The following is a 19398-nucleotide window of genomic DNA, read 5'->3' as shown; positions in this document are numbered from 1 at the left end:
TCGCGCGCACTAGAGGAGACCACACAATGGCAGATCGAAGCTTGCGCGGCATGAGAATCGGCGCCCAAAGCCTACAGAGTGAAGAAGGCGTCGTCTACTCTCCGCGTTCCCGTTACAACTATCTTTGCCTCACCTGCGGCAAGGAGACCGACGTCGTGTTCTCGGCCGAGGCCGAGGCCCCCGAGACCTGGGAGTGCAAGCACTGCGGCCAGGAGGCGCGCCTGCTGATCGGCGACACCCCCGTCGAGGTCGACCACTCCGACGTCAAGACCCCCCGCAGCCACTGGGACATGCTGCTGGAGCGCCGCACCCGCGCCGAGCTCGAGGAACTCCTCGAGGAGCGCCTGCAGTACCTGCGGTCGCGTCGCGGAACGAGCGAGCACAAGCACACCGCCTGACCACGTCGGGCCACCGGGCCGTTCTCACCCTCGCGGTGGGAGCGGCCTTTTCATCGTCGGCAGGGGCCCGCGCCGCGCGGTGAACGCCACGATCAAGCCGAACAGCCCGAGGCCGGCGACCAGGAATTCGATCCCGCGGCTGAGCAGCGTCGCAGGCGTCGTCGTGGTCCCGAGCGGGACGTCCGCGACCATGTGCCCTGGCTTGAACGGCGGGATGGAGCTGATCGTGCGACCGTCGGGCCCGATGATCTGGCTGCTGCCCACCGTCGAGATGTTCACCAGCGACCGCCCCGCCTCGATCGCGCGCAGTCGGGCGATCGCGAGCTGCTGCTGGTTCTCGTCCGTTTCGCCGAAGTCCGCGTTGTTGGTCTGAGCGAGGATCACCTGCGCTCCCCCGCGCATCATGTCCGTCAGCAGCTGGTCGTCGACGATGTCGAAGCAGATGGAGATGCCGGCGCGGACGCCGCCGACGTCGAAGACGTTGTCCCGCGTCCCTGGCGTGTAGTCGCGACCGATCAGGTCGATGAGCTGCGGAGCGAAGGGACGCCAGAACGCGCGGTCGGGAACGTACTCCCCGAACGGCACGGGGTGCTTCTTGTCGTAGTAGTCGACGGCGCCTTTCCCAGCCTCCCACTGCAGCGAGGTGTTGTAGAGACGGTCGTCACGCGAGGTGATCGTCCCGACGACGAATGGGGCTCCGAACTTGCGGCTCAGCGCATCCAGGATCGCCGCATTGTCGGGGTCCCGCGTCGGGTCCGGCAGGGCGGACCCCTCCGGCCAGACCACCATGTCGACCTTCTTCACGCCGGACACCTGCGACGACGGGATGCGCAACGTCTCCGCCACCTGCGAGTTGAACACCGCGCCGACGGGGGCGTTGTCGAAGTAGCCCGCCGGTCCGTTGCCCTGCACGGCGGCGATCCGCGTCGATCCGCTGGTCGTCGCGGGCCAGGCAGGGATCGCGAACACGAGGGCGACCGCCGCTCCGGCCAGGAGCCAGCGCTGCACCGTTCGCACATCCAGCGCGCCGGGTAGCTCCAGCAGGAACGCCACCAGCCACACCATCACGAAGCTCACACCCGAGATACCGATCCACGCGACCATCAGGGCGAGCGGGCTGAGGGACTGCGACTCGGCGACGCGCCCCCAGGAGAAGCCGCCGTACGGCCAGGTGCCGGTCACGAACTCCCGCAGCACCCAGAGGCCGCTCACGATCACCGGCAGCAGTCCGAGCCGCCCGAGCAGGGTCGGGAAAGCCCGCGGCACCCACCGGTACGCGAGCGTGATCAGGATGCCGCCGACACCCCAGAACAGGGCCTCTAATGTCGAGAGGGCCACCCAGGGCACCGGGCCCAGGTACAGCGCCGTCCACGACACATGGACGAGGTAGAACGCCTCCCCCGCGACCCACCCGACCAGGAATGCCGAGCCTGCGCGGCGGCCGCGCTGCGCGAGCAGCACCATCGCGATGCCGACGAACGTCAGCGGCCACCAGTCCTTGTCCGGGAACCCCGCATCGAGCACCGGGCCGGCGGCCGCGGCGACCAGCACCGCGAGCCAGAGCGGAAGGGGGGCTCGCGGGACGGTCTGCACGAAGGGAGAGCCTAAAGCATCCGCGTGTGGGGGCCGCTCAGGATGCGCGACGCGGTCGCGCGGGCCGCTCTCGAGCCGCGTCAAGCGACCGAGGAGTAGGCGACGATCCCGCGCCGGATGGACTCCAGCGCCTGCCGGGCGACCCGCCCGACGTTGCCCTGCGCGACGAGCGACAGCTGATCGAGGAGGTCGATCGTCTGCTTGGCCCAGCGGACGAAGTCGCCCGCCGCCATGTCGGCCTCCCTCAGCACGGCATCGAGCCCGGAGCCGCGTGACCACATCCACATCGCGAGGGACAACGCCGTGGACGGCGGCTCGCTGCCCGGGAGCCGATTGTCCTGCTCCAGGTCGTCGAGGGTGCTCCACAACGCCGTCGTCTTCTCGAGCGCCGGGCGGAACGCACCGCGCGGCAGCGTGCGGTCGTTGGCCAGGCCGTCGTCGCGTCGCGGCTCGAAGACCAGGGCGCACGCCATGGCGGCGAGGCCCGGCGCATCCAGATCCTTCCAGGCGTTGCGACGAAGGCATTCGGCGACCAGGAGGTCCCGCTCGCCGTAGATGCGCTTGAGGGTGCGGCCGTGGACGGTCAGCACGGTCTCGCCCTCCTCCTTCGCCAGGTAGCCGAGCTCCAGGAGCACGTCGGACACCCGGTCGAAGACCTTGGCGACGGCGCCCGTGCGCGACTGGATCTGCGACCGGAGCCGGTCGGTGTCGCGCTTCAGCTTCCACCAGCGCTCCGCCCACCGCGCGTGCTGCTCACGCTCGGGGCAGCGGTGGCAGGGGTGGTCCTTCATCCGCTTGCGCAGCGCTGCCAGCTGGCGCTGCCGCTTCTCACGGTCGCTGTTGGATGCCGACTCGATGCGGGAACCGGACCGCTCCAGGTCCGTCAGCTCTCGACGGATGGCGAAGTACTCCCGGAAGTCGCCGAGGTGGCACGTCATCGCCTCCTCGTAGCCGGCGAGCGACTGCTCCTGCTGCATGGCCTTGCGGGCGAGGTCGACCACGGCCCGGTCGGCCTGGAACTGGGCGAACGACGACTCGAGGATCTCGCGCGTGCGCGGTCGGCCGAACTGGTCGATCAGGTTCACCGCCATGTTGTACGTCGGGCGGAAGCTGGAGTTCAGCGGGTAGCTGCGACGGGAGGCGAGGGAGGCGACCGACTGCGGGTCCAACCCGTCCTCCCATTGGATGACGGAGTGCCCCTCCACGTCGATGCCGCGGCGACCGGCTCGACCGGTCAGCTGGGTGTACTCCCCCGGTGTGATCGGGACGCGGGCCTCGCCGTTGAACTTCTCCAGCTTCTCCAGGACCACGGTCCGGGCGGGCATGTTGATCCCGAGCGCGAGCGTCTCTGTCGCGAAGACGACCTTGACGAGCTTCCGGCGGAACAGCTCCTCGACGACCTCCTTGAAGGCGGGCAGCAGGCCGGCGTGGTGGGCGGCCACACCGCGCTCCAACCCCTCCAGCCACTCCCAGTAGCCGAGCACCGCCAGATCCTCGTCGAGCAGCGTGCGGCACCGCTCCTCCACGATCGCGCGGATCTCGTCCCGCTCGTGCTTCTCGGTCAGGCGCACCCCGGCCCGGAGCACCTGGCGCACCGCCTGGTCGCAGCCGTTACGGCTGAAGATGAAGAAGATCGCAGGCAGCAGATTGCGGTCGTCGAGCAGCGCGACAAGATCCGACCGGCTCATCCGGAACGTGTCCGGACGACCGCCCTTGGAGTGATAACGGCCCACATCCCGCATCTGCCGGCTGCTCAGCACCCGGCCGCCGTAGCGGGCCATCTGCACGAGCTCCGGGTTGACCCGGTTGGTGGCGGCGAGCCCCGACGAGTCGAACAGGTCGATGAGCTTGGACCGCATCAGGATGTGCTGCTCCAGCGGCACCGGTCGCTCCTCGGAAACGACGACATCGGTGTCGCCGCGGACGGCCTGAAGCCAGTCGCCGAACTCCTCGGCGTTCGACACGGTGGCGCTGAGCGACACCATCCGCACCTCCGACGGCAGGTGGATGATGACCTCCTCCCACACGGCGCCCCGGAACCGGTCGGCGAGGTAGTGCACCTCGTCCATGACCACGTAGGCGAGGTCGGTGAGCAGGTCGGAGTCCGCGTAGAGCATGTTGCGGAGCACCTCGGTCGTCATGACGACGATGCGGGCGTGCGAGTTGATGTTCGTGTCGCCGGTGAGGAGCCCGACGGATTCGGGGCCGTACGCCTCCACGAACTCCTGGAACTTCTGGTTACTGAGCGCCTTCATCGGCGTCGTGTAGAAGACCTTCGCGTTGGCCTCGCGCATCGCGAGGAAGACGGCGAACTCGGCCACGATGGTCTTTCCGGCGCCGGTCGGGGCGGCGACGAGGACGCTGCGCCCGCGCTCCAAAGCGCCGCATGCCTCCCGCTGGAACGGGTCGAGGTCGAACCGGAGACTCGCGCGGAAGGTCTCGAGCAGCGGCTGGCGGGCCCGGTCGCGCGAGGCGGCGAACCGCTCCGCCGGTGAGAGCGTCTGGTCGGTCACCCCACCAGCCTATGCCCGCGCGGTCAGGCGGCGAGCTCGGCCTCGAGTCTCAGCTCGCGCTTGGCTGCCCGGCGGTCGTGCAGCCAGGCGACGCCGTACGCGGCGAAGTACAGGGCGACCATCGGGATGGCCAGGAGGAACATCGAGAGCACGTCGGCGGCCGGCGTGGCGATGGCGGTGAACAGGGCGATCAGGATGAGCGCCCAGCGCCACGACGCGATGATCGACTTCGCGCTCAGCACGCCGACGAAGTTCAGCAGCACCAGGAAGACCGGGAGGACGAACGCGATGCCGACGGCGATGACCAGTTTGAGGATGAAATCGAAGTAGGTCTTCGCCTGGATGATCGCCGAGTCGGGCTCCGGCGCGAAGCTCGTCAGCAGGCTCACGATGTGCGGGACGAGCAGCCACCCGGTCACACCGCCCGCGATGAACAACGGGACGGCGGTGAAGAAGAAGCCGAAGCCGTAGCGGAGCTCCTTGCGCGTCATCGCCGGGACGAAGAACGCCCAGATCTGGTAGAGCCAGACCGGGCTGGAGATGATCGCGCCGATGGTGATCGCGACCTGCATCTTCAGGTCGAACGCGCCCGTGATGCTGTCGTAGTTGAGCATCGCCTCGCGGCCCTGCTGCTTCGCGATGTCCGTGATCGGACCGCGCAGCGCATCCATCACGTAGCCGCTGAGAAACCAGCCGATGACGGCGCCACCCACCAGAGCGAGGGCGGAACGGAAGAGGCGTTTGCGAAGCTCGATGAAGTGCTCGGCGAGCGTCATCCGTCCTTCGCGGCTCTTGCCTCGCTTCGTGGAGGCCACCGGACTACGGCTTCGGGTTCGACTCGGTCGAGGGGTCGACGGGAGCCGGGGCGGGCGTCACCGTCGGCGCTGCGGTGCTCTGCGCGGTGGGGGTGGTGGCGGTGCCGTCGGAGGCCTGGTCGGACTTGCCGTCCTTGCCGTCCTTCTTCAGCTCGTCGACCTCACCCTTGAAGATCCGCATCGACTGGCCGATGCTCTTGGCGAGCGCCGGAAGCTTGGGCGCACCGAAGAGCAGCAGGATCACGGCGAGGATGATGAGCAGATGCCATCCGGTCAGTCCTGCGAACATGAGATCAGGTCCTTCTCAAAAGGTGGGCGAAGCGAGCGGGCACCGTTGCGGGGTCCACATCGACCAGTAGTCTACCGCGCCGGACGCGGGCGTCCCTGCGAGCTTGCCGGGCGAACGCCCGCTCGGTGAGGTGATCCTGCCGCTGCGCACGGAGCTCGTCGGCATCCGCCAGCACGGCCGGCTCGAAGGTGTCGTGGAGCTCCTCGGCTCGGCGCGACAGCACCTCCGCCTTCTCCATCAGCGCCGCGGCCTCGCGACCGGCGGCAACCACCTTCCGGAACAGCCACCAGGCGAAGAACGCGAGCATGCCGAGGAGACCGAGCACGAGCACGATCCAGATCACCAGCCACGACCACCAGGGCATGGGCTCAGCCTACCCGGCCCGCCGCCGGGTCAGAGGTAGCGTTCGACGCCCGCGCGGGCCCAGCCGGCGACCACCTGGCGCGCCTCGGGCGGGTCGAGCACCGTCAGCACGCCCGACAGCCCGGCGACCAGCCGCTTGAGACCGTGGAAGTGCGCGACGCGGACGCTCGTGCGGATGACGCCGTCCCGCTCCTCGCGCTCTGCACCCTCGGGGATGTAGTCCTCGATCAGCGGGATCGCCGACGCCGACACCTCCACCGTCACCAGTTGGTCCTCCGGCGTGCCGGTGAACAGCGTCTCCGGCAGCTTCACGTCGCCCGGCCGATAGGTGATCGCCTCCTGCGTCGCGACCAGGTCATCGATCCGGTCGAGACGGAAGGTGCGGATGGCCGTGCGGAGGTGATCCCAGCCGCGCAGATACCAGTCCTGGTCGACGGATTCGATGCGCAGCGGGTCGACGCGGCGCCGTTCGCGCTCCCCACGGGAGCTGAGGTAGTCGAACTCGACCTGCACTCCCGCGATGACCGCATCCCGGATCGTCGCCAGGGCCTCGTCGGTCTCGGACCGCGCGACCGCGAGCTGGCTCGGCGCCGCCGATGCGCCGCGGGCGAGCTTGGCCATGAGCGAGCCGATCGCATCCCGGTCGGCGTTCTCCGGCAGAGCGGTGAGGTACTGCAGCCCGGCGATGAGGGCTGCCGCCTCACGTGCCGAGAACCGCGGCGAGTCGTCGATGGCGACCTGGTGGGTGAGGACGATCTGGTCGTTCTCCTCGAAGTCGTCCCAGGCGATGTCGAACAGGTCGCCCGGCTGGTACGCGTTGGTCTCGCCGGGGATGCCGGAGACGGCGATGAGCCGCACGGCGTCACGCAACTGGTCCTGGTCGACGCCGAAGTGCTCAGCCGCCTCCGCGACGCTCACGCGGTCGCGATCCATGAGGTAGGGCACGAGGGCGAGCAGGAAGGCGAGTTTGTCCTGCGCCTGCATCGGCTTGCGGCGCTCAGCCATCGCTGGCCTCCCCCGTCTCCGCGCCCGCCGAGCCGCCGGGCGCGGTGTGCGCGGCGACCGTCGCCTGGAGGCGCTGGAGCACCTGGTCGCGCAGTTCCGGCGGCGCGAGGACCAGGACCTCCGGGCCGAAGGACGCCAGCTGGTCGGCGAGGATGTTGATGTCCGAGAAGTTGACGGTGAGCCGGACGGACTCGCCCTCGGCGCCGACCGGCACGGCGTCGCCGTACCGCTTGCCCAGGCGCGTCGCCGCATCCGTGCCGGCGGTCACCTCGATCTCGGCGACGTTCGACTCCCAGATGCGCTCGAGTTCGAGCAGTGCCCTTTCGGCGAAGGCCTCGCCGTCGACGCGATACTGCTCCGGGTCGAAGACGCGGGACGTCAGCTTGACCGGCCCGACGATGCGGGAGAGAAGGAAGGTCCGCGAGCCGCGGGCGTCCTGGTCGATCCCCTGCAGGTGCCACCGGCCCTGGTGCTGCACGAGCGAGAGGGGTGCGACGGTGCGCTGACGCGACGCGCTCTCGCCGGGCTTGAGGTACGGGAACTGCACCATGGCGTGACGCTCCAGCGCTTGACTGAGCGGCTCGAAGGCACTCTCGCGGACGCGGAGCCGCGGTGCATAGCCGACGACCGGGTCGTCCGCCTCGACGCCGAGCGATCGCAGCTTCATCAGCGCCCGGCGAGACTCCCCCGACAGCGACCCCTCGCGCCAGACGGCGGCCGCGAGCCCGAGCAGGGTCAGCTCCTCGGGCGAGAAGCTGACATCGGCCGGAAGGTCGTATGCCCCTTTGGGAATGCGGTAGCGCAGCAGCTGATTGTTGCCGGACGCCTCGGGCGCCTCCACCGTCTCCAGCGGGACGCCGAGTTCGCGGATGTCGTCCTTGTCGCGCTCGAACTGCCGCTCCAGGCTGCTGTTGTCGCCGTGCGGCTCATACCGCTGGCGGTACCCCTGGACGGTCGACAGGATCTCGCTCTTGGTCAGGCCGCTCTCGGTCGCGAGCAGTGCCAGCACGAGGCTGAACAGGCGCTCCTCGACCGGGACGCGCGCGGGCGAAGAGGGGGAACGGGACACCCGTCCATCCTAGTCCGCGCGCTAGTGGATACCGAGGATGTCAACCACCCAGGCGGAGGCCGGGAACTGCCCCTGGGACGGCGTCTCGATCACCAGCTGCGAGCCGACCTTCTGCCCCACGAGCTCCTTGAGCATCGCCTGCGGAAGGACGGAGCCGTTCGAATTCTGGATCTGGCTCTGGCCGCTGGCCATGTCGACCCGATCGGGCCCTCCGCTGGTCCAGCTGCTGGTCACGACCTGCTTGCCGTCCCATCCGACCGCGGTGTACTGCAAAACCGCGGTGCTGTCCTTCTTCACGACCGGGCCGTCACCCTGCTTGAGGACCTCGCTGCGGACCTTCGTCGGTGCCGAGCCCGACGACGGGATGGTGATGCCCGGCTGGCCCGTGGGCGCGAGCACGACAGTCGGGAACCCCGCGGCCGCAGGACGGACCGCACCGTTGGCGGCGTTCAAGGAGGTCTTAAGCACGTCGAGGACGTAGATCTGCGTGCCGGGGGCGGAATCCGCCTGCTGGGGCGCATCCTTAGGCGCCACCACGATCGCCACCCGCGACCCGACGGGTGCGCAGATCAATCCGCGGCTGATCACATCCGATCCGACCGGGACGACCGCACCCTGATCGCCGTAACCGCTGCCGAGGACGCTTCCGGTCGCCGCGTCGATGACCGTGAAACCCACCTCGACCTGTTGCCCCTTGTGCACGACAGTGCTGTCACTACCCTCGCTGAGCACAGTACGCTGCGACTTCGTCGCATCGACGGGCGTCGGCACCGTCACCTTCGGTCGAGACCCGATCTTCCCCGTCGCCTCGACCAGCTGCGACGCCTTGCCCGAAGACAATGCCGAGCTGCAGTCGTTGTTCGGGTTCGTCGAGCATGCCGACAGAGCCACTGCCACGAGGCCGGCGGCTCCGATGACGGCGGCGGTTCGTCCGAGTGCAGACGCGCGGCGAGCAGTTGCGTTGGGCACGGGTCCTCTTTCGATCCGATCAGTGGGGTTCGGGACAGCAGCGGGCGAGCCCGGCGTTCCCGCATTCATGCTAGCCGACGCCCGGAGCGTCCTCGTCCGCCTCACGGCCCTTCGCGAGCTCTGCGCTGGCGGCCGCCTCGCGCATCCGCTTGCGGAGGCTCTTCGGGCTGGACTGCCGCTCGCCGAGAGCGCCGGGCGTCCAGGCCTCGACATCCTCGTCGGAGTAGTCGGACTTCGACGGACGGCGCTTCAGCTCGGGCAGGACGGTCCCCGGGGCGAGCCGGCGGGCGGTGATCAGGAAGCCGGTGTGGGCGATCATCCGGTGGTCGGGACGGACGGCCAGCCCCTCCACGTGCCAGCCGCGGACCATCGTCTCGTTCGACTGCGGGTGCGTGTAGTCGCCGGAGGCGCGGATGGCCTCGGCGACGCGGGACAGCTGGGTCACGGTGGCGACGTAGCAGATCACGACGCCGCCGGGCTTGAGCGCGCTGGTGACCGCATCGAGCGTCTCCCACGGCGCCAGCATGTCCAGCACCACGCGGTCGACGGTTCCCGGTTCGACAGCGGCGGGCAGCGCATCCTGCAGATCGCCGACGGTCAGCGTCCAGTTGGCGGGCTCGCTGCCGAGGAACGTCGCAGCGTTGTCGCGCGCGACGTCGGCGAACTCCTCGCGGCGCTCGAACGACAGCAGCCGGCCCTCCGGACCGATCGCACGCAGCAACCAGAGCGAGAGCGCACCGGAGCCGACCCCCGCCTCGACGACGGTCGCGCCGGGGAAGATGTCCGCAAGCGCGAGGATCTGCGCAGCGTCCTTCGGGTAGACGATGGCCGCGCCTCGCGGCATCGACATGACGAAGTCGGTGAGCAGCGGACGCAGCGCGAGGTGCTCGACGCCCGCGTTGTTGGTGACGACCGAACCATCCGGCAAGCCGATGATGGCGTCGTGCTGCAGGACACCGCGGTGGCTGTGGAACTCTTTTCCCGGCTGCAGCGTGATGGTGTTCATCCGGCCCTTCGGACCGGTGAGCTGCACGCGGTCGCCCGCGCGGAACGGGCCGGCGCTGCGCGGAGTCTCGTTCATCGGTTCGCCGCCTCACGGTGTGCGCGGGCGACGGCGAAGACGTCCTCCGCGGTGCGGCCGTCCAGCGACGACCACAGCGTGTGCTCCTCCGACTCCGGCAGCGGCACGATGTGCGGCACGCCGATCGTCGTCGCGCCGGACGCCACGGCGGACGCGAGGCCCACCAGGGAGTCCTCCAGGGCGACGGTGTGGCGGATGTCCACACCGAGCAGCTCGGCGGCGCGCAGGTACGGCTCCGGCGCGGGCTTCGGCTCGTCGACCTCGTCACCGCTCACGATCACATCGAACGCGTCGAACGGGATGTGCGCGACGATCTGCTCCGCCATCCTCCGCACCGACATGGTCACCAGCGCCGTCGGGATGCCGCGCTCGCGCAGCGACTCGAGCAGCTCGCGCGCGCCAGGGCGCCACGGCACGCCGTCCGCATCCAGCTTCTGCTGCACCCGGTCGGTCAGCCAGTGCACGATCTCGTCCGGCTCCATCGCCACACCGCGCGAGCGGAGGATCTCCGCCGAGTTCCAGAGGCCGAGGCCGACGAGCAGAAGACCGTCGTCGTGCGTCCAGGTACCGCCGAACGAGTGGACGAGCTCCACCTCCGACGCCATCCAGTACGGCTCGGTGTCGACGAGGGTGCCGTCCATGTCCCACAGCACGGCGGCGGGCAGGTCGGCAGAGCCGGTGTCGCTACGGGTATGTTCGCTGCGGGGGGAAGACGCGGTCACAACGGGCAAGTCTATCGGGAGAGCCGCGGGCCTATCCTGGATGGATGGCGTCCCGACCGGACGCCAGGAAGGGACGAGGGACAGCTTCGTGACAGACGGACAGAACATCCTCGGCGGGCGCATCCTCGTGGTGGCCTTCGAGGGATGGAACGACGCGGGCGAGGCGGCCAGCGGCGCGGTCAAGACGCTCAAGGAGCAGCTCGACGTGGTTCCCATCGCCGAGGTCGACCCCGAGCTCTATTTCGACTTCCAGTTCAACCGGCCGGTGGTGACGGACGACGACGGCCGCAGGCGGCTGATCTGGCCATCCGCGGTCATGTACGGCCCGTCGCTTCCCGGGCGCGTCGGGGAGGACCTGGCCGGCGACGCCGAACTCACGGTCACCGGCGACAACGCCGGCAACATCTTCCTGCTGCTCGGCACCGAGCCGTCGCGCAGCTGGCGCAGTTTCACCGCCGAGATCATGGATGTGGCGCTCGCCGCCGACATCGGAGCCGTCGTCTTCCTCGGCGCGATGCTCGCGGACGTTCCGCACACGCGGCCGATCTCGGTGTTCGCCTCCAGTGACAACGCGGCCGTCCGGGCCGAACTCGGCCTCGAGCGCTCCACGTACGAGGGGCCGGTCGGCATCCTCAGCGCGCTCGCCGAAGGCGCAGAGGACGTCGGCATCCCGACCCTCATGATCTGGGCGTCGGTGCCGCACTACGTGCACAACGCGCCCAGCCCGAAGGCCGTTCTCGCGCTCATCGACAAGCTCGAAGAGCTCGTCGACGTGACGATCCCCCGCGGCACCCTCGTCGACGAGGCGGCCGCCTGGGAGTCCGGGATCGACGCTCTCGCGGCCGACGACGAGGAGATGGCCTCCTACATCCAGCAGCTCGAGCAGGCGCGCGACACCGTCGACTCGCCCGAGGCGAGCGGCGAAGCGATCGCGCAGGAGTTCGAGCGCTACCTGCGCCGCCGCGGTGACGGCCGCGACGGCGGAACCGCCGGGCGCGCGCCGGACGACCCGCGCCGCGGCTGACAGCGGCTCCCTACCGGGCGGTCGCGAGCGGGATGCCGAGCAGCGCGTCGATCGCGCGCGGCACCAGGTCGGTAACCACGGCGGGGCGGGTGGCCGCCCACTGGTCGACTGCTCGCAGGGCAGACGGCGTGTCGAGGTCGTTCCGCAATGCCGCCCGGATGCGGGCGACGAGGGCCGCCTCCTCGAGCGCTGCCTCGGCATCCACCTCGTCTGCGCGCCGGCTGATCGCCGACTGCCAGGCCGTCAGCCGGAGTCGGGCTTCGTCGAGCGCGGAGTCGAACCACTCCCAGTCGCTGCGGTAGTGGTGCGCAAGGAGCGCCAAGCGGATCGTGCGCGGGTCCGCGCCCTGCTCCCGGAGGCCGGACACGAGCACCAGGTTGCCCAGGGACTTGCTCATCTTCTTGCCGTCGTAAGCCACCATCCCAGCGTGACTGTAGACCCGGGCCAGCGGATGGCCGCTCAGCGCCGCTGCGTGGCCCGCGCTCAGCTCGTGGTGCGGGAAGACGAGATCGGAGCCGCCGCCCTGCACGGTGAAGTCGCGGCCGAGGTGCATGAGCGCGATGACCGAGCACTCGATGTGCCAGCCGGGTCGGCCCTCCCCCGCCTCCGACGGCCAGCTCGGCTCCCCCGGTCGCGGACCGCGCCAGAGCAGCGGGTCGAGCGGGTCGCGTTTCCCGGCGCGGTCGGGGTCACCGCCGCGCTCGGCGGAGAGGGCGAGCATGGTGGCGCGGTCGAGCCCGCTCTCCTCGCCGAGCACCCACGGCGCCGCGTCCTGGGCGGCCTGGATGTCGAAGTAGACGTCATCGCCGAGCCGGTACGCCATCCCGCGGTCGAGCAGGATGCTCGTTGCCCGTCCGATCTGCTCGATCACCTCGGTGACCGCGACGTAGTCGTCCGGCGGAAGGATGCGGAGAGCCTCCATGTCGCGGCGGAACAGGTCGATCTGCTCGTCCGCCAGCGCGCGCCAGTCGACACCGGTCTGGGCGGCGCGTTCCAGCAACGGATCGTCGACGTCGGTGATGTTCTGCGCGTAGTGCACGCGGTAGCCGGCGTCGCGCCACACCCGCTGGAGCGTGTCGAACGCCAGGTAGGTGGCTGCGTGGCCGAGGTGGGTGGCGTCGTAGGGCGTGATGCCGCAGACGTACAGGCGGGCGACGTCGTCGGGACGGGCCTCCACGAGCTGGCCGGAGGCGGTGTCGTACAGCAACGGGACGTCGACTGCCGTGCCATCCGGTCGCGGCACCGCCGGGACCTCCGGGGCGTTCCAGACGCGCACGGTCAGCGGTTCGTCGTCGCGGGCATGCGGGTCACGCCTGGAGGACGCCGGTGGCGAGCAGGATCATCAGCAGCACGCCGAGCGCGATCCGGTAGATCACGAACGGCAGGAAGCTGCGGCGCGAGATGTAGCCCATGAAGAACGCGATCACCAGCAGGCCCACCACGAACGCGACGACGGTCGCAGCCGCTGTCTCCACCGGTCCGAACACCTCGGGCGTGCACGTTCCTGCCTTCGCGAGCGCCTCGGTGCACGGCTCCTTGACCGCTTTGTACAGCTGGTAGAAACCGCTGCCGAAGACAGCGGGCAGCGCGAGGAGGAACGAGTAGCGGGCGGCCGCGCGGCGCTGGTAGCCCATGAACAGCCCGGCGGTGATCGTGCCGCCGGAGCGGGAGACGCCGGGGATGAGCGCGAGCGCCTGCGCGAGCCCGAAGATGATGCCGTCGCCCCAGGTCAGCTCGCGCAGCCGCTTGCGCTTCGACCCCACCCAGTCGGCGATGCCCAGCAGGATGCCGAACACGATGAGCGTCGTCGCGACGATCCACAGCGAGCGGAACGTCGTCTCGATCTGGTCCTGGAAGAACAGCCCGAGGACCACGATCGGGATGCTGCCCAGGATGACGAGCCACCCCATCCGTGCGTCGGGGTCGTTGCGCGGGATACGCCCGAACAGCGCGCGGAACCACTGCGCGATGATCCGTGTGATGTCGCGCCAGAAGTAGAGCAGCACCGCTGCTTCGGTGCCCAGCTGGATGATCGCGGTGAAGCGCGCCCCCGGGTCGGCACCGGTGCCCAGCAGTTCGCCGACGATGCGGATGTGCGCAGACGACGAGATGGGGAGGAACTCGGTGAGCCCCTGAACGAGGCCGAGGATCAGGGCGTTGATGAAGTCCATACGAAGCGTCGAATCCCGGGGTCAGTAGGCGCGGAGGAGGTCGCGGAGCACGGTCCTACCGAACACTAGCGCGTCGAGCGGGACCCGCTCGTCCACCCCGTGGAACATGCCGGGGAAGTCGAGATCGGCGGGCAGCCGGAGCGGCGCGAAGCCGTATCCCGTGATGCCGAGTCTGCTGAGCGCCTTGTTGTCGGTGCCACCCGAGAGGAGGTACGGCAGGACGGGCGCGCCCGGGTCGTGCTGCTGCAGTGTGCCGGTGATCGCCTCCACCAGGCCGCCGCCGAACTCGGCCTCGAGGCCGATGTCGCGATGCATGACCTGGATCTCGACGTCATCGCCGATCAGCTCGCGGACGCGCGCGAGCACGGCGTCCTCCTCGCCCGGCAGCGTGCGGATGTCGATCAGAGCCTCCGCGGTGTCCGGGATGACGTTGTGCTTGTAGCCGGCCTCGAGCAGGGTCGGGTTCGTCGTCGTCCGCAGGGTCGCCAGGATGAAGCCGGCGGCCGTGCCGGTGCGGATCACCACCTCGTCCGGTCCGATCCGCTGCGGGTCGACGTCGAGCAGCCGGCCGAGCTCGCCGATCAGCCGGGTCGTCGTGGCGGTCAGCTGGATCGGCCAGTCCTCCCGACCCAGGGCGACGACGGCCTCCGCCAGCCGCGTTATCGCGTTCTCGCGGATGAGCCGCGAACCGTGCGCGGCCCGGCCGCGTGCGATGAGCTTGATCCAGACAAGAGACTTCTCCCCCGTCTGCAGAAGGTACGCACGGCGGCCCGCGAGGTCGATCGAGTAGCCGCCGACCTCGCTGATCGCCTCCGTCGCGCCCGCGAACAGCTCCGGATGCGAGTCGACCAGGTGGTGGGATCCGCGACGGCCGCCGTCCTCCTCGTCGGCGAAGAACGCCACGACGAGGTCACGTGCCGGACGCTGCCCCGCACGCAGGATGTCGCCGATCGCGGTCAGGATCATCGCATCCATGTTCTTCATGTCGACGGCGCCGCGGCCCCAGAGCAGGCCGTCTTTGATCTCGCCGCCGAACGGGTCGACGGACCAGTTGCGCGGGTCGGCCGGAACGACATCGAGGTGACCGTGGACGACGAGGGCCGGCTTGCCCGGGTCGGCGCCCTCGACACGGGCCACCACGCTCGCGCGGCCCGGATCGGACTCGAACACCTGCGGCCGGAGGCCCAGCTCGGACAGCTTCGCCTCGACATAGGCGGCGGCCTCCGCCTCGCTGTTCGAGCGGCCCTCGCCGTAGTTCGTCGTGTCGAACCGGATGAGGTCCCGGGCGATGATCGCGGTCTCGTCGAGGTCGGGCTCGGTCGCGCGGAGTTCGTCGGTCATCCCTCCACGCTACCTGCCGAATCCGACGACCGCCCCGCCACGCCCGAGGTGTGTGGACGAGTGATCCTCTGTGGAGAATCCGTGCTATCGTCTTTCTTCGGCAGCCGGAGCAGTTCGGCGGTCATCTCACCTCGTCCGGGTGGCGGAAATGGCAGACGCGCTAGCTTGAGGTGCTAGTGCCCGTATAGGGCGTGGGGGTTCAAGTCCCCCCTCGGACACAGAACCGCGAAAGCGGACGGAAGGCCCCGGTCACAACGACCGGGGCCTTCTGCATTCCCGCTCTGCCGCAGGACTATGGTGTCGCCATGCCCCGCAGCAAACGATCCTCGAGTCTGTTCACGGTGCTGCTCGCCTTCGCAGCGAACATCCTCGTGGCGATCGCCAAGACCTTCGCCGCCATCCTCACCGGATCCGCCTCCCTGGTCGCCGAGGCCGCGCACTCGTGGGCGGACGCCGGCAACGAGATCTTCCTCATCCAGGCCGAGCGTTCCGCCGTGCGGCCGCGCGACGCGTCGCACCCCGGCGGGTACGGCCGCGACGCCTACGTCTGGAGCCTGTTCGCGGCCGTCGGGCTCTTCACCGCTGGGGCGGTGGTGTCCATCATGCACGGCGTCCAGGCGCTCGGCGCAGAAGAGGCGGACTCGGACTACCTCGTCGGCTACCTCGTCCTGGCGGCGGCCTTCGTCTTCGAGGGCATCTCGTTCATCCAGTCGTACCGGCAGGCGCACGCGAAGGCCGAGTCCTCGGGCACCGGCACGTTCGAGCACGTGTTCAGCACCTCGAATCCCACGCTGCGGGCCGTGTTCGCCGAGGACTCCGCGGCCCTCGTCGGCCTGGTGATCGCCTTCCTCGGCCTGCTGCTGCACGAGCTCACCGGCAACCCGTTCTGGGATGCGCTCGGCTCCATCCTGGTCGGTGTGCTCCTGGCGATCGTCGCGGTCGTGCTCATCGAGCGCAACCGGCGGTTCCTGGTCGGACAGCCCGGCTCGGACCGCGCCTCGGAGGCCGCCCTCGGCGCCCTGCTCGCGCATCCCGAGGTCGAGACGGTCACCTATCTGCACCTCGAGTACGTCGGTCCCGAGCGGTTCTACCTGGTGGCGGCCGTCGACCTCGTCGGCAACGACCGGGAGTCGGACGTCGCCGCCGACCTGCAGGCGGTCGAAGCCTCGCTCGAGGAGTCGGAGTGGATCACGGAGGCCGTGATCACGCTCTCGCGGCCCGGCGCCGCGCCCTTGCGTCCCGCCGCGAGCGGCTCGGGTCCGGAGGCTGCCGTACGCAGCTAGCGGTCAGTTTCCGACCGCAAGGATGTGCACAATGGATGCATGGCAAGTACCGGCTCCCGCTCGCTCCAGCTCCTCTCCCTCCTCCAGACGCACCGCTACTGGCCAGGACAGGAACTCGCCGACCGCCTCGGAGTCTCGCCGCGCACCCTCCGCCGTGACGTCGAACGACTGCGCGACCTCGGGTACCCGGTCGACGCCACCCGCGGGGTCTCGGGCGGCTACCAGCTGGCTGCCGGCGCCTCCCTCCCTCCCCTGGTCGTCGACGACGACGAGGCCGTCGCGCTCGCCGTCGGCCTCCGGACCGCGGCGCAGAGCGGCATTGCGGGCGTCGACGAGGCGTCCGTCCGGGCGCTCGCCAAGGTCGTCCAGGTGATGCCGCCCAGGCTCCGGCGCCGGGTCGACGCACTGCGGATGACGACGCTGTCCACCACGCTCGGGCCGACCCCGATGACCGATCCCGGCATCCTCACCGCCTTCGCCCAGGCGTGCCGCGACGAGGAGCGGATCGAATTCGCCTACGTGGCCCGCGACGGCCAGGCCTCCAACCGGACGGTCGAGCCGCACCGGCTGGTCTCCATCGAACGCCGCTGGTACCTCGTCGCCTACGACCTCACCCGGTTCGACTGGCGCAGCTTCCGCCTCGACCGCATCGCCGAGCCGCACCCCACCGGCGTGCGGTTCCGGCCGCGAGCGCTGCCCGCGGAGGACGCGGCGGAGTACGTGCGCGCGTCGCTGCACAGCGCGGTCGAGCCGATGGTCGTCGAGGCCGTCATCGAGGCGCCCAACGACCGGGTCGTCGAGGTGCTCGGACGCTGGGCGACGGTGGACGACCGCGGCGACGGCACGTGCGCGGTCCGGATCACGGCCGACAGTGCCGAGTGGGCGCTCTTCGGGCTCGCCGCTGTCGACGCGCCCTTCCGCATCCTCGGTCCGGAAGAGGCCATCGTCGCCGCCACCGAGTGGGGCGAGCGGTTCACCCGGTCGACCCTGGCCCTCGCGATTGAGGCCACCGCCCCGAGAGAGCCCGCCGCCACCTCATAGACTTGAGGGGATGACGACAGCAGCCCGAACCCCGAGCCCCGCCGACATCAGGCGGTGGCGTCGCTACCTGGCCGACGAGCGCGCTGAGGCCTCCGTGTACCGCGACCTCGCCGGCCGACGTGAGGGCGAGGAACGCGAGATCCTGCTCGCACTGGCCGAAGCCGAACGACGCCACGAACAGCACTGGGTCGATCTGCTCGGCGACCAGGCGGGCCGCCCCCTGAAGGGCGACGTCCGCACGCGCTTGCTCGGCTGGCTCGCACGGCGGTTCGGCTCGGTGTTCGTGCTCGCTCTCGCGCAGCGGGCCGAGGCCCGTTCCCCGTACGCTTCCGACTCCGACGCGACGCCGCAGATGGCGGCGGACGAACAGGTGCACGAAGAGGTCGTCCGAGCCCTTGCGGCCCGCGGGAGGCAGCGGCTCTCCGGCACCTTCCGCGCAGCGGTCTTCGGGGCGAACGACGGCCTCGTCAGCAACCTGGCGCTCGTCCTCGGCGTCAGCGCCAGCGGCGTCCCGACCCACGTGGTGCTGCTCACCGGCATCTCCGGACTCCTCGCCGGAGCCCTCAGCATGGGCGCGGGAGAGTACGTGTCGGTGCGGTCGCAGCGTGAACTGCTGGAGGCATCCACCCCCAACCCGGCCACCGGATCGGCGTTGCCGCACCTCGACGTCGACGCGAACGAGCTCACCCTGGTCTACCGCGCACGCGGAATGACGGCGGAGGAGGCGGCCGAGCACGCACGCGAGGTGCTCTCCGGCCTGCAGGCGGTGACTTCGCCCATCCCGATCACTCCCGCGGTCGCGGAGGACGAGCACGAGGCGATCGGGACCGGATGGAACGCCGCGATCTCGAGCTTCTGCTTCTTCGCCTCCGGTGCGCTCATCCCGATCCTGCCCTTCCTCTTCGGGCTGACCGGGACGGCCGCGATCATCGTCTCCGCCCTGTTGGTCGGGATCGTCCTGCTCGGCACGGGAGCCGTCGTCGGGCTGCTCTCCGGAGCATCACCGCTGAAGCGCGCCATCCGACAGCTGCTCATCGGATACGGAGCGGCGGCCGCCACGTACCTCCTCGGACTGCTGTTCGGCGCCACCGTCGGCTGAGGCTCGGCTCGGCGGCTCCGCGGCTAGCGCCGACGCCAGCCTTCGGTGCCGTATGCGATCGCGCCGACCAGCGGGATCAGCAGGAACCACAGCCACGAGTACTGGTATCCCCATGCCATCCCGGTCAGGAAGAACAGGATGACCGAGACGAACGGGATGATCGAGACCGCCAGGAGACCCCAGCGGGACGACGGCTCGCGACCCGTCACGCCCGCGCCGGCTGGAACGGAGGGCACCGCCTGGGGATGACCCGCGAGCTGCAGTCCGCCGGGGAGGTCCGTGAAGAGCGGTGCGAGATCTCCGCGTGTCACGGCGGATCGGGCCGCAGCCGACCGCGTCTGCAGCTCGACGTCGGTGAGCCGCCCCTCTGCGGCGTGCGACTGCAGAGCCGCGACCGCGCGTTCGCGCTCGTCGTTGCTGAGGCGCAGGGAGGCGCCGGAAGGGTCTGTGATGTCCGACATAGACGCCAGTATGGCAGCGGCCCGCGCGTGATCGCACTGGTTCGGATGCGCCTGGAGCGCACGCCTCGCATGGAAAGACCACCTTGCTTGCATTGGATCGCGCATCCCGTAACGAACGTCACCTCACCGTGTCCTCATAAATGAGGGCAACCGTGCTCTCG

Annotated in this window: 19 protein-coding genes and 1 tRNA gene; 6 read left to right on the top strand and 14 right to left on the bottom strand. The window is 69.9% G+C overall.

The features are described from left to right. Window positions 1–26: 26 nt before the first annotated feature. Window positions 27–398 carry an RNA polymerase-binding protein RbpA gene (locus ABIC47_RS17270; RefSeq protein ID WP_026307176.1) on the top strand — a complete coding sequence of 124 codons (372 nt, stop codon included), beginning with the start codon at window positions 27–29 and terminating at the stop codon, window positions 396–398. A 24-nt stretch (window positions 399–422) separates the two neighbouring features. On the opposite strand, the gene lnt is transcribed toward ABIC47_RS17270, so the two are convergent. From lnt to ABIC47_RS17220, 10 genes are all read right to left on the bottom strand, one after another. Further along, window positions 423–1991, bottom strand: a complete 1569-nt coding sequence (lnt, locus tag ABIC47_RS17265; protein WP_354482325.1) for an apolipoprotein N-acyltransferase — start codon at window positions 1989–1991, stop codon at window positions 423–425. Between the two features lie 80 nt (window positions 1992–2071). Beyond that, window positions 2072–4504 carry a DEAD/DEAH box helicase gene (locus ABIC47_RS17260; RefSeq protein WP_354482323.1) on the bottom strand — a complete coding sequence of 811 codons (2433 nt, stop codon included), beginning with the start codon at window positions 4502–4504 and terminating at the stop codon, window positions 2072–2074. 23 nt (window positions 4505–4527) lie between these two features. After that, window positions 4528–5280, bottom strand: coding sequence for a twin-arginine translocase subunit TatC (tatC, locus tag ABIC47_RS17255; RefSeq protein WP_018191077.1), 753 nt, complete (start codon window positions 5278–5280; stop codon window positions 4528–4530). 43 nt (window positions 5281–5323) lie between these two features. After that, window positions 5324–5608: a Sec-independent protein translocase subunit TatA gene (gene tatA / locus ABIC47_RS17250; RefSeq protein ID WP_018191078.1), complete on the bottom strand. Its 285-nt coding sequence runs from the start codon at window positions 5606–5608 to the stop codon at window positions 5324–5326. A 4-nt stretch (window positions 5609–5612) separates the two neighbouring features. Further along, window positions 5613–5972: a hypothetical protein gene (locus tag ABIC47_RS17245; RefSeq protein ID WP_018191079.1), complete on the bottom strand. Its 360-nt coding sequence runs from the start codon at window positions 5970–5972 to the stop codon at window positions 5613–5615. 29 nt (window positions 5973–6001) lie between these two features. Further along, window positions 6002–6976, bottom strand: a complete 975-nt coding sequence (locus ABIC47_RS17240) for a helix-turn-helix transcriptional regulator (RefSeq protein WP_018191080.1) — start codon at window positions 6974–6976, stop codon at window positions 6002–6004. Then, window positions 6969–8045, bottom strand: a complete 1077-nt coding sequence (locus tag ABIC47_RS17235; RefSeq protein ID WP_354482318.1) for a helix-turn-helix transcriptional regulator — start codon at window positions 8043–8045, stop codon at window positions 6969–6971. The genes ABIC47_RS17240 and ABIC47_RS17235 overlap by 8 nt, the downstream gene beginning before the upstream one ends. 21 nt (window positions 8046–8066) lie before the next feature. Further along, window positions 8067–9014 (bottom strand): FKBP-type peptidyl-prolyl cis-trans isomerase, encoded by a 948-nt coding sequence (locus tag ABIC47_RS17230; protein ID WP_354482315.1) that lies wholly within the window; start codon window positions 9012–9014, stop codon window positions 8067–8069. Window positions 9015–9084: 70 nt separating this feature from the next. Beyond that, complete coding sequence (locus ABIC47_RS17225; RefSeq protein WP_020074696.1) at window positions 9085–10095, bottom strand: tRNA (adenine-N1)-methyltransferase; 1011 nt, start codon at window positions 10093–10095, stop codon at window positions 9085–9087. Next, entirely contained in the window at window positions 10092–10817 is a 726-nt protein-coding gene (locus tag ABIC47_RS17220; RefSeq protein ID WP_020074695.1) for an HAD family hydrolase, read from the bottom strand. The genes ABIC47_RS17225 and ABIC47_RS17220 overlap by 4 nt, the downstream gene beginning before the upstream one ends. Before the next feature lie 88 nt (window positions 10818–10905). On the opposite strand from ABIC47_RS17220, the gene ABIC47_RS17215 reads away from it, so the two are divergent. After that, window positions 10906–11841 carry a proteasome assembly chaperone family protein gene (locus ABIC47_RS17215; protein WP_018191085.1) on the top strand — a complete coding sequence of 312 codons (936 nt, stop codon included), beginning with the start codon at window positions 10906–10908 and terminating at the stop codon, window positions 11839–11841. 10 nt (window positions 11842–11851) lie between these two features. Here the strand turns inward: ABIC47_RS17215 and mshC are convergent, their stop codons facing one another. The 3 genes from mshC to ABIC47_RS17200 are packed head-to-tail and all read right to left on the bottom strand — an operon-like array spanning window position 11852 to window position 15353. Continuing rightward, window positions 11852–13117, bottom strand: a complete 1266-nt coding sequence (gene mshC / locus ABIC47_RS17210) for a cysteine--1-D-myo-inosityl 2-amino-2-deoxy-alpha-D-glucopyranoside ligase (RefSeq protein WP_354482311.1) — start codon at window positions 13115–13117, stop codon at window positions 11852–11854. 31 nt (window positions 13118–13148) lie between these two features. Then, window positions 13149–14012 carry an undecaprenyl-diphosphate phosphatase gene (locus ABIC47_RS17205; RefSeq protein ID WP_018191087.1) on the bottom strand — a complete coding sequence of 288 codons (864 nt, stop codon included), beginning with the start codon at window positions 14010–14012 and terminating at the stop codon, window positions 13149–13151. A gap of 21 nt (window positions 14013–14033) precedes the next feature. Then, on the bottom strand, window positions 14034–15353 hold the full coding sequence (locus tag ABIC47_RS17200) for a M20/M25/M40 family metallo-hydrolase (protein ID WP_354482307.1): 1320 nt from the start codon (window positions 15351–15353) through the stop codon (window positions 14034–14036). 133 nt (window positions 15354–15486) lie between these two features. Here ABIC47_RS17200 and ABIC47_RS17195 point away from each other — a divergent pair. The 4 genes from ABIC47_RS17195 to ABIC47_RS17180 all read left to right on the top strand — a co-directional run bounded on the left by ABIC47_RS17195 (window position 15487) and on the right by ABIC47_RS17180 (window position 18776). Further along, window positions 15487–15571, top strand: a tRNA-Leu gene (locus ABIC47_RS17195). An 87-nt stretch (window positions 15572–15658) separates the two neighbouring features. After that, entirely contained in the window at window positions 15659–16636 is a 978-nt protein-coding gene (locus ABIC47_RS17190) for a cation diffusion facilitator family transporter (protein WP_354482304.1), read from the top strand. Window positions 16637–16675: 39 nt separating this feature from the next. After that, window positions 16676–17677: a helix-turn-helix transcriptional regulator gene (locus ABIC47_RS17185; RefSeq protein ID WP_354482301.1), complete on the top strand. Its 1002-nt coding sequence runs from the start codon at window positions 16676–16678 to the stop codon at window positions 17675–17677. A gap of 10 nt (window positions 17678–17687) precedes the next feature. Then, complete coding sequence (locus tag ABIC47_RS17180) at window positions 17688–18776, top strand: VIT1/CCC1 transporter family protein (RefSeq protein ID WP_354482298.1); 1089 nt, start codon at window positions 17688–17690, stop codon at window positions 18774–18776. 23 nt (window positions 18777–18799) lie between these two features. Here the strand turns inward: ABIC47_RS17180 and ABIC47_RS17175 are convergent, their stop codons facing one another. Further along, entirely contained in the window at window positions 18800–19237 is a 438-nt protein-coding gene (locus ABIC47_RS17175; RefSeq protein ID WP_354482295.1) for a DUF1707 SHOCT-like domain-containing protein, read from the bottom strand. Window positions 19238–19398: the final 161 nt, after the last annotated feature.

Origin of the sequence: Leifsonia sp. 563, from assembly GCF_040545055.1 — a bacterium.
Taxonomy (GTDB): domain Bacteria; phylum Actinomycetota; class Actinomycetes; order Actinomycetales; family Microbacteriaceae; genus Leifsonia.
Note: the sequence above shows the minus strand (reverse complement) of the source record. Positions and strands in the feature narration are given on the sequence as shown.

Excerpts from the sequence above, each read along its gene's own strand:
- ABIC47_RS17270 (WP_026307176.1), top strand. The coding sequence starts at position 27 with ATGGCAGATCGAAGCTTGCGCGGCATGAGAATCGGCGCCCAAAGCCTA.
- tatC (WP_018191077.1), bottom strand. The coding sequence starts at position 5,280 with ATGACGCTCGCCGAGCACTTCATCGAGCTTCGCAAACGCCTCTTCCGT.
- tatA (WP_018191078.1), bottom strand. The coding sequence starts at position 5,608 with ATGTTCGCAGGACTGACCGGATGGCATCTGCTCATCATCCTCGCCGTG.
- ABIC47_RS17245 (WP_018191079.1), bottom strand. The coding sequence starts at position 5,972 with ATGCCCTGGTGGTCGTGGCTGGTGATCTGGATCGTGCTCGTGCTCGGT.
- ABIC47_RS17240 (WP_018191080.1), bottom strand. The coding sequence starts at position 6,976 with ATGGCTGAGCGCCGCAAGCCGATGCAGGCGCAGGACAAACTCGCCTTC.
- ABIC47_RS17225 (WP_020074696.1), bottom strand. The coding sequence starts at position 10,095 with ATGAACGAGACTCCGCGCAGCGCCGGCCCGTTCCGCGCGGGCGACCGC.
- ABIC47_RS17205 (WP_018191087.1), bottom strand. The coding sequence starts at position 14,012 with ATGGACTTCATCAACGCCCTGATCCTCGGCCTCGTTCAGGGGCTCACC.
- ABIC47_RS17200 (WP_354482307.1), bottom strand. The coding sequence starts at position 15,353 with ATGACCGACGAACTCCGCGCGACCGAGCCCGACCTCGACGAGACCGCG.
- ABIC47_RS17190 (WP_354482304.1), top strand. The coding sequence starts at position 15,659 with ATGCCCCGCAGCAAACGATCCTCGAGTCTGTTCACGGTGCTGCTCGCC.
- ABIC47_RS17185 (WP_354482301.1), top strand. The coding sequence starts at position 16,676 with ATGGCAAGTACCGGCTCCCGCTCGCTCCAGCTCCTCTCCCTCCTCCAG.
- ABIC47_RS17180 (WP_354482298.1), top strand. The coding sequence starts at position 17,688 with ATGACGACAGCAGCCCGAACCCCGAGCCCCGCCGACATCAGGCGGTGG.
- ABIC47_RS17175 (WP_354482295.1), bottom strand. The coding sequence starts at position 19,237 with ATGTCGGACATCACAGACCCTTCCGGCGCCTCCCTGCGCCTCAGCAAC.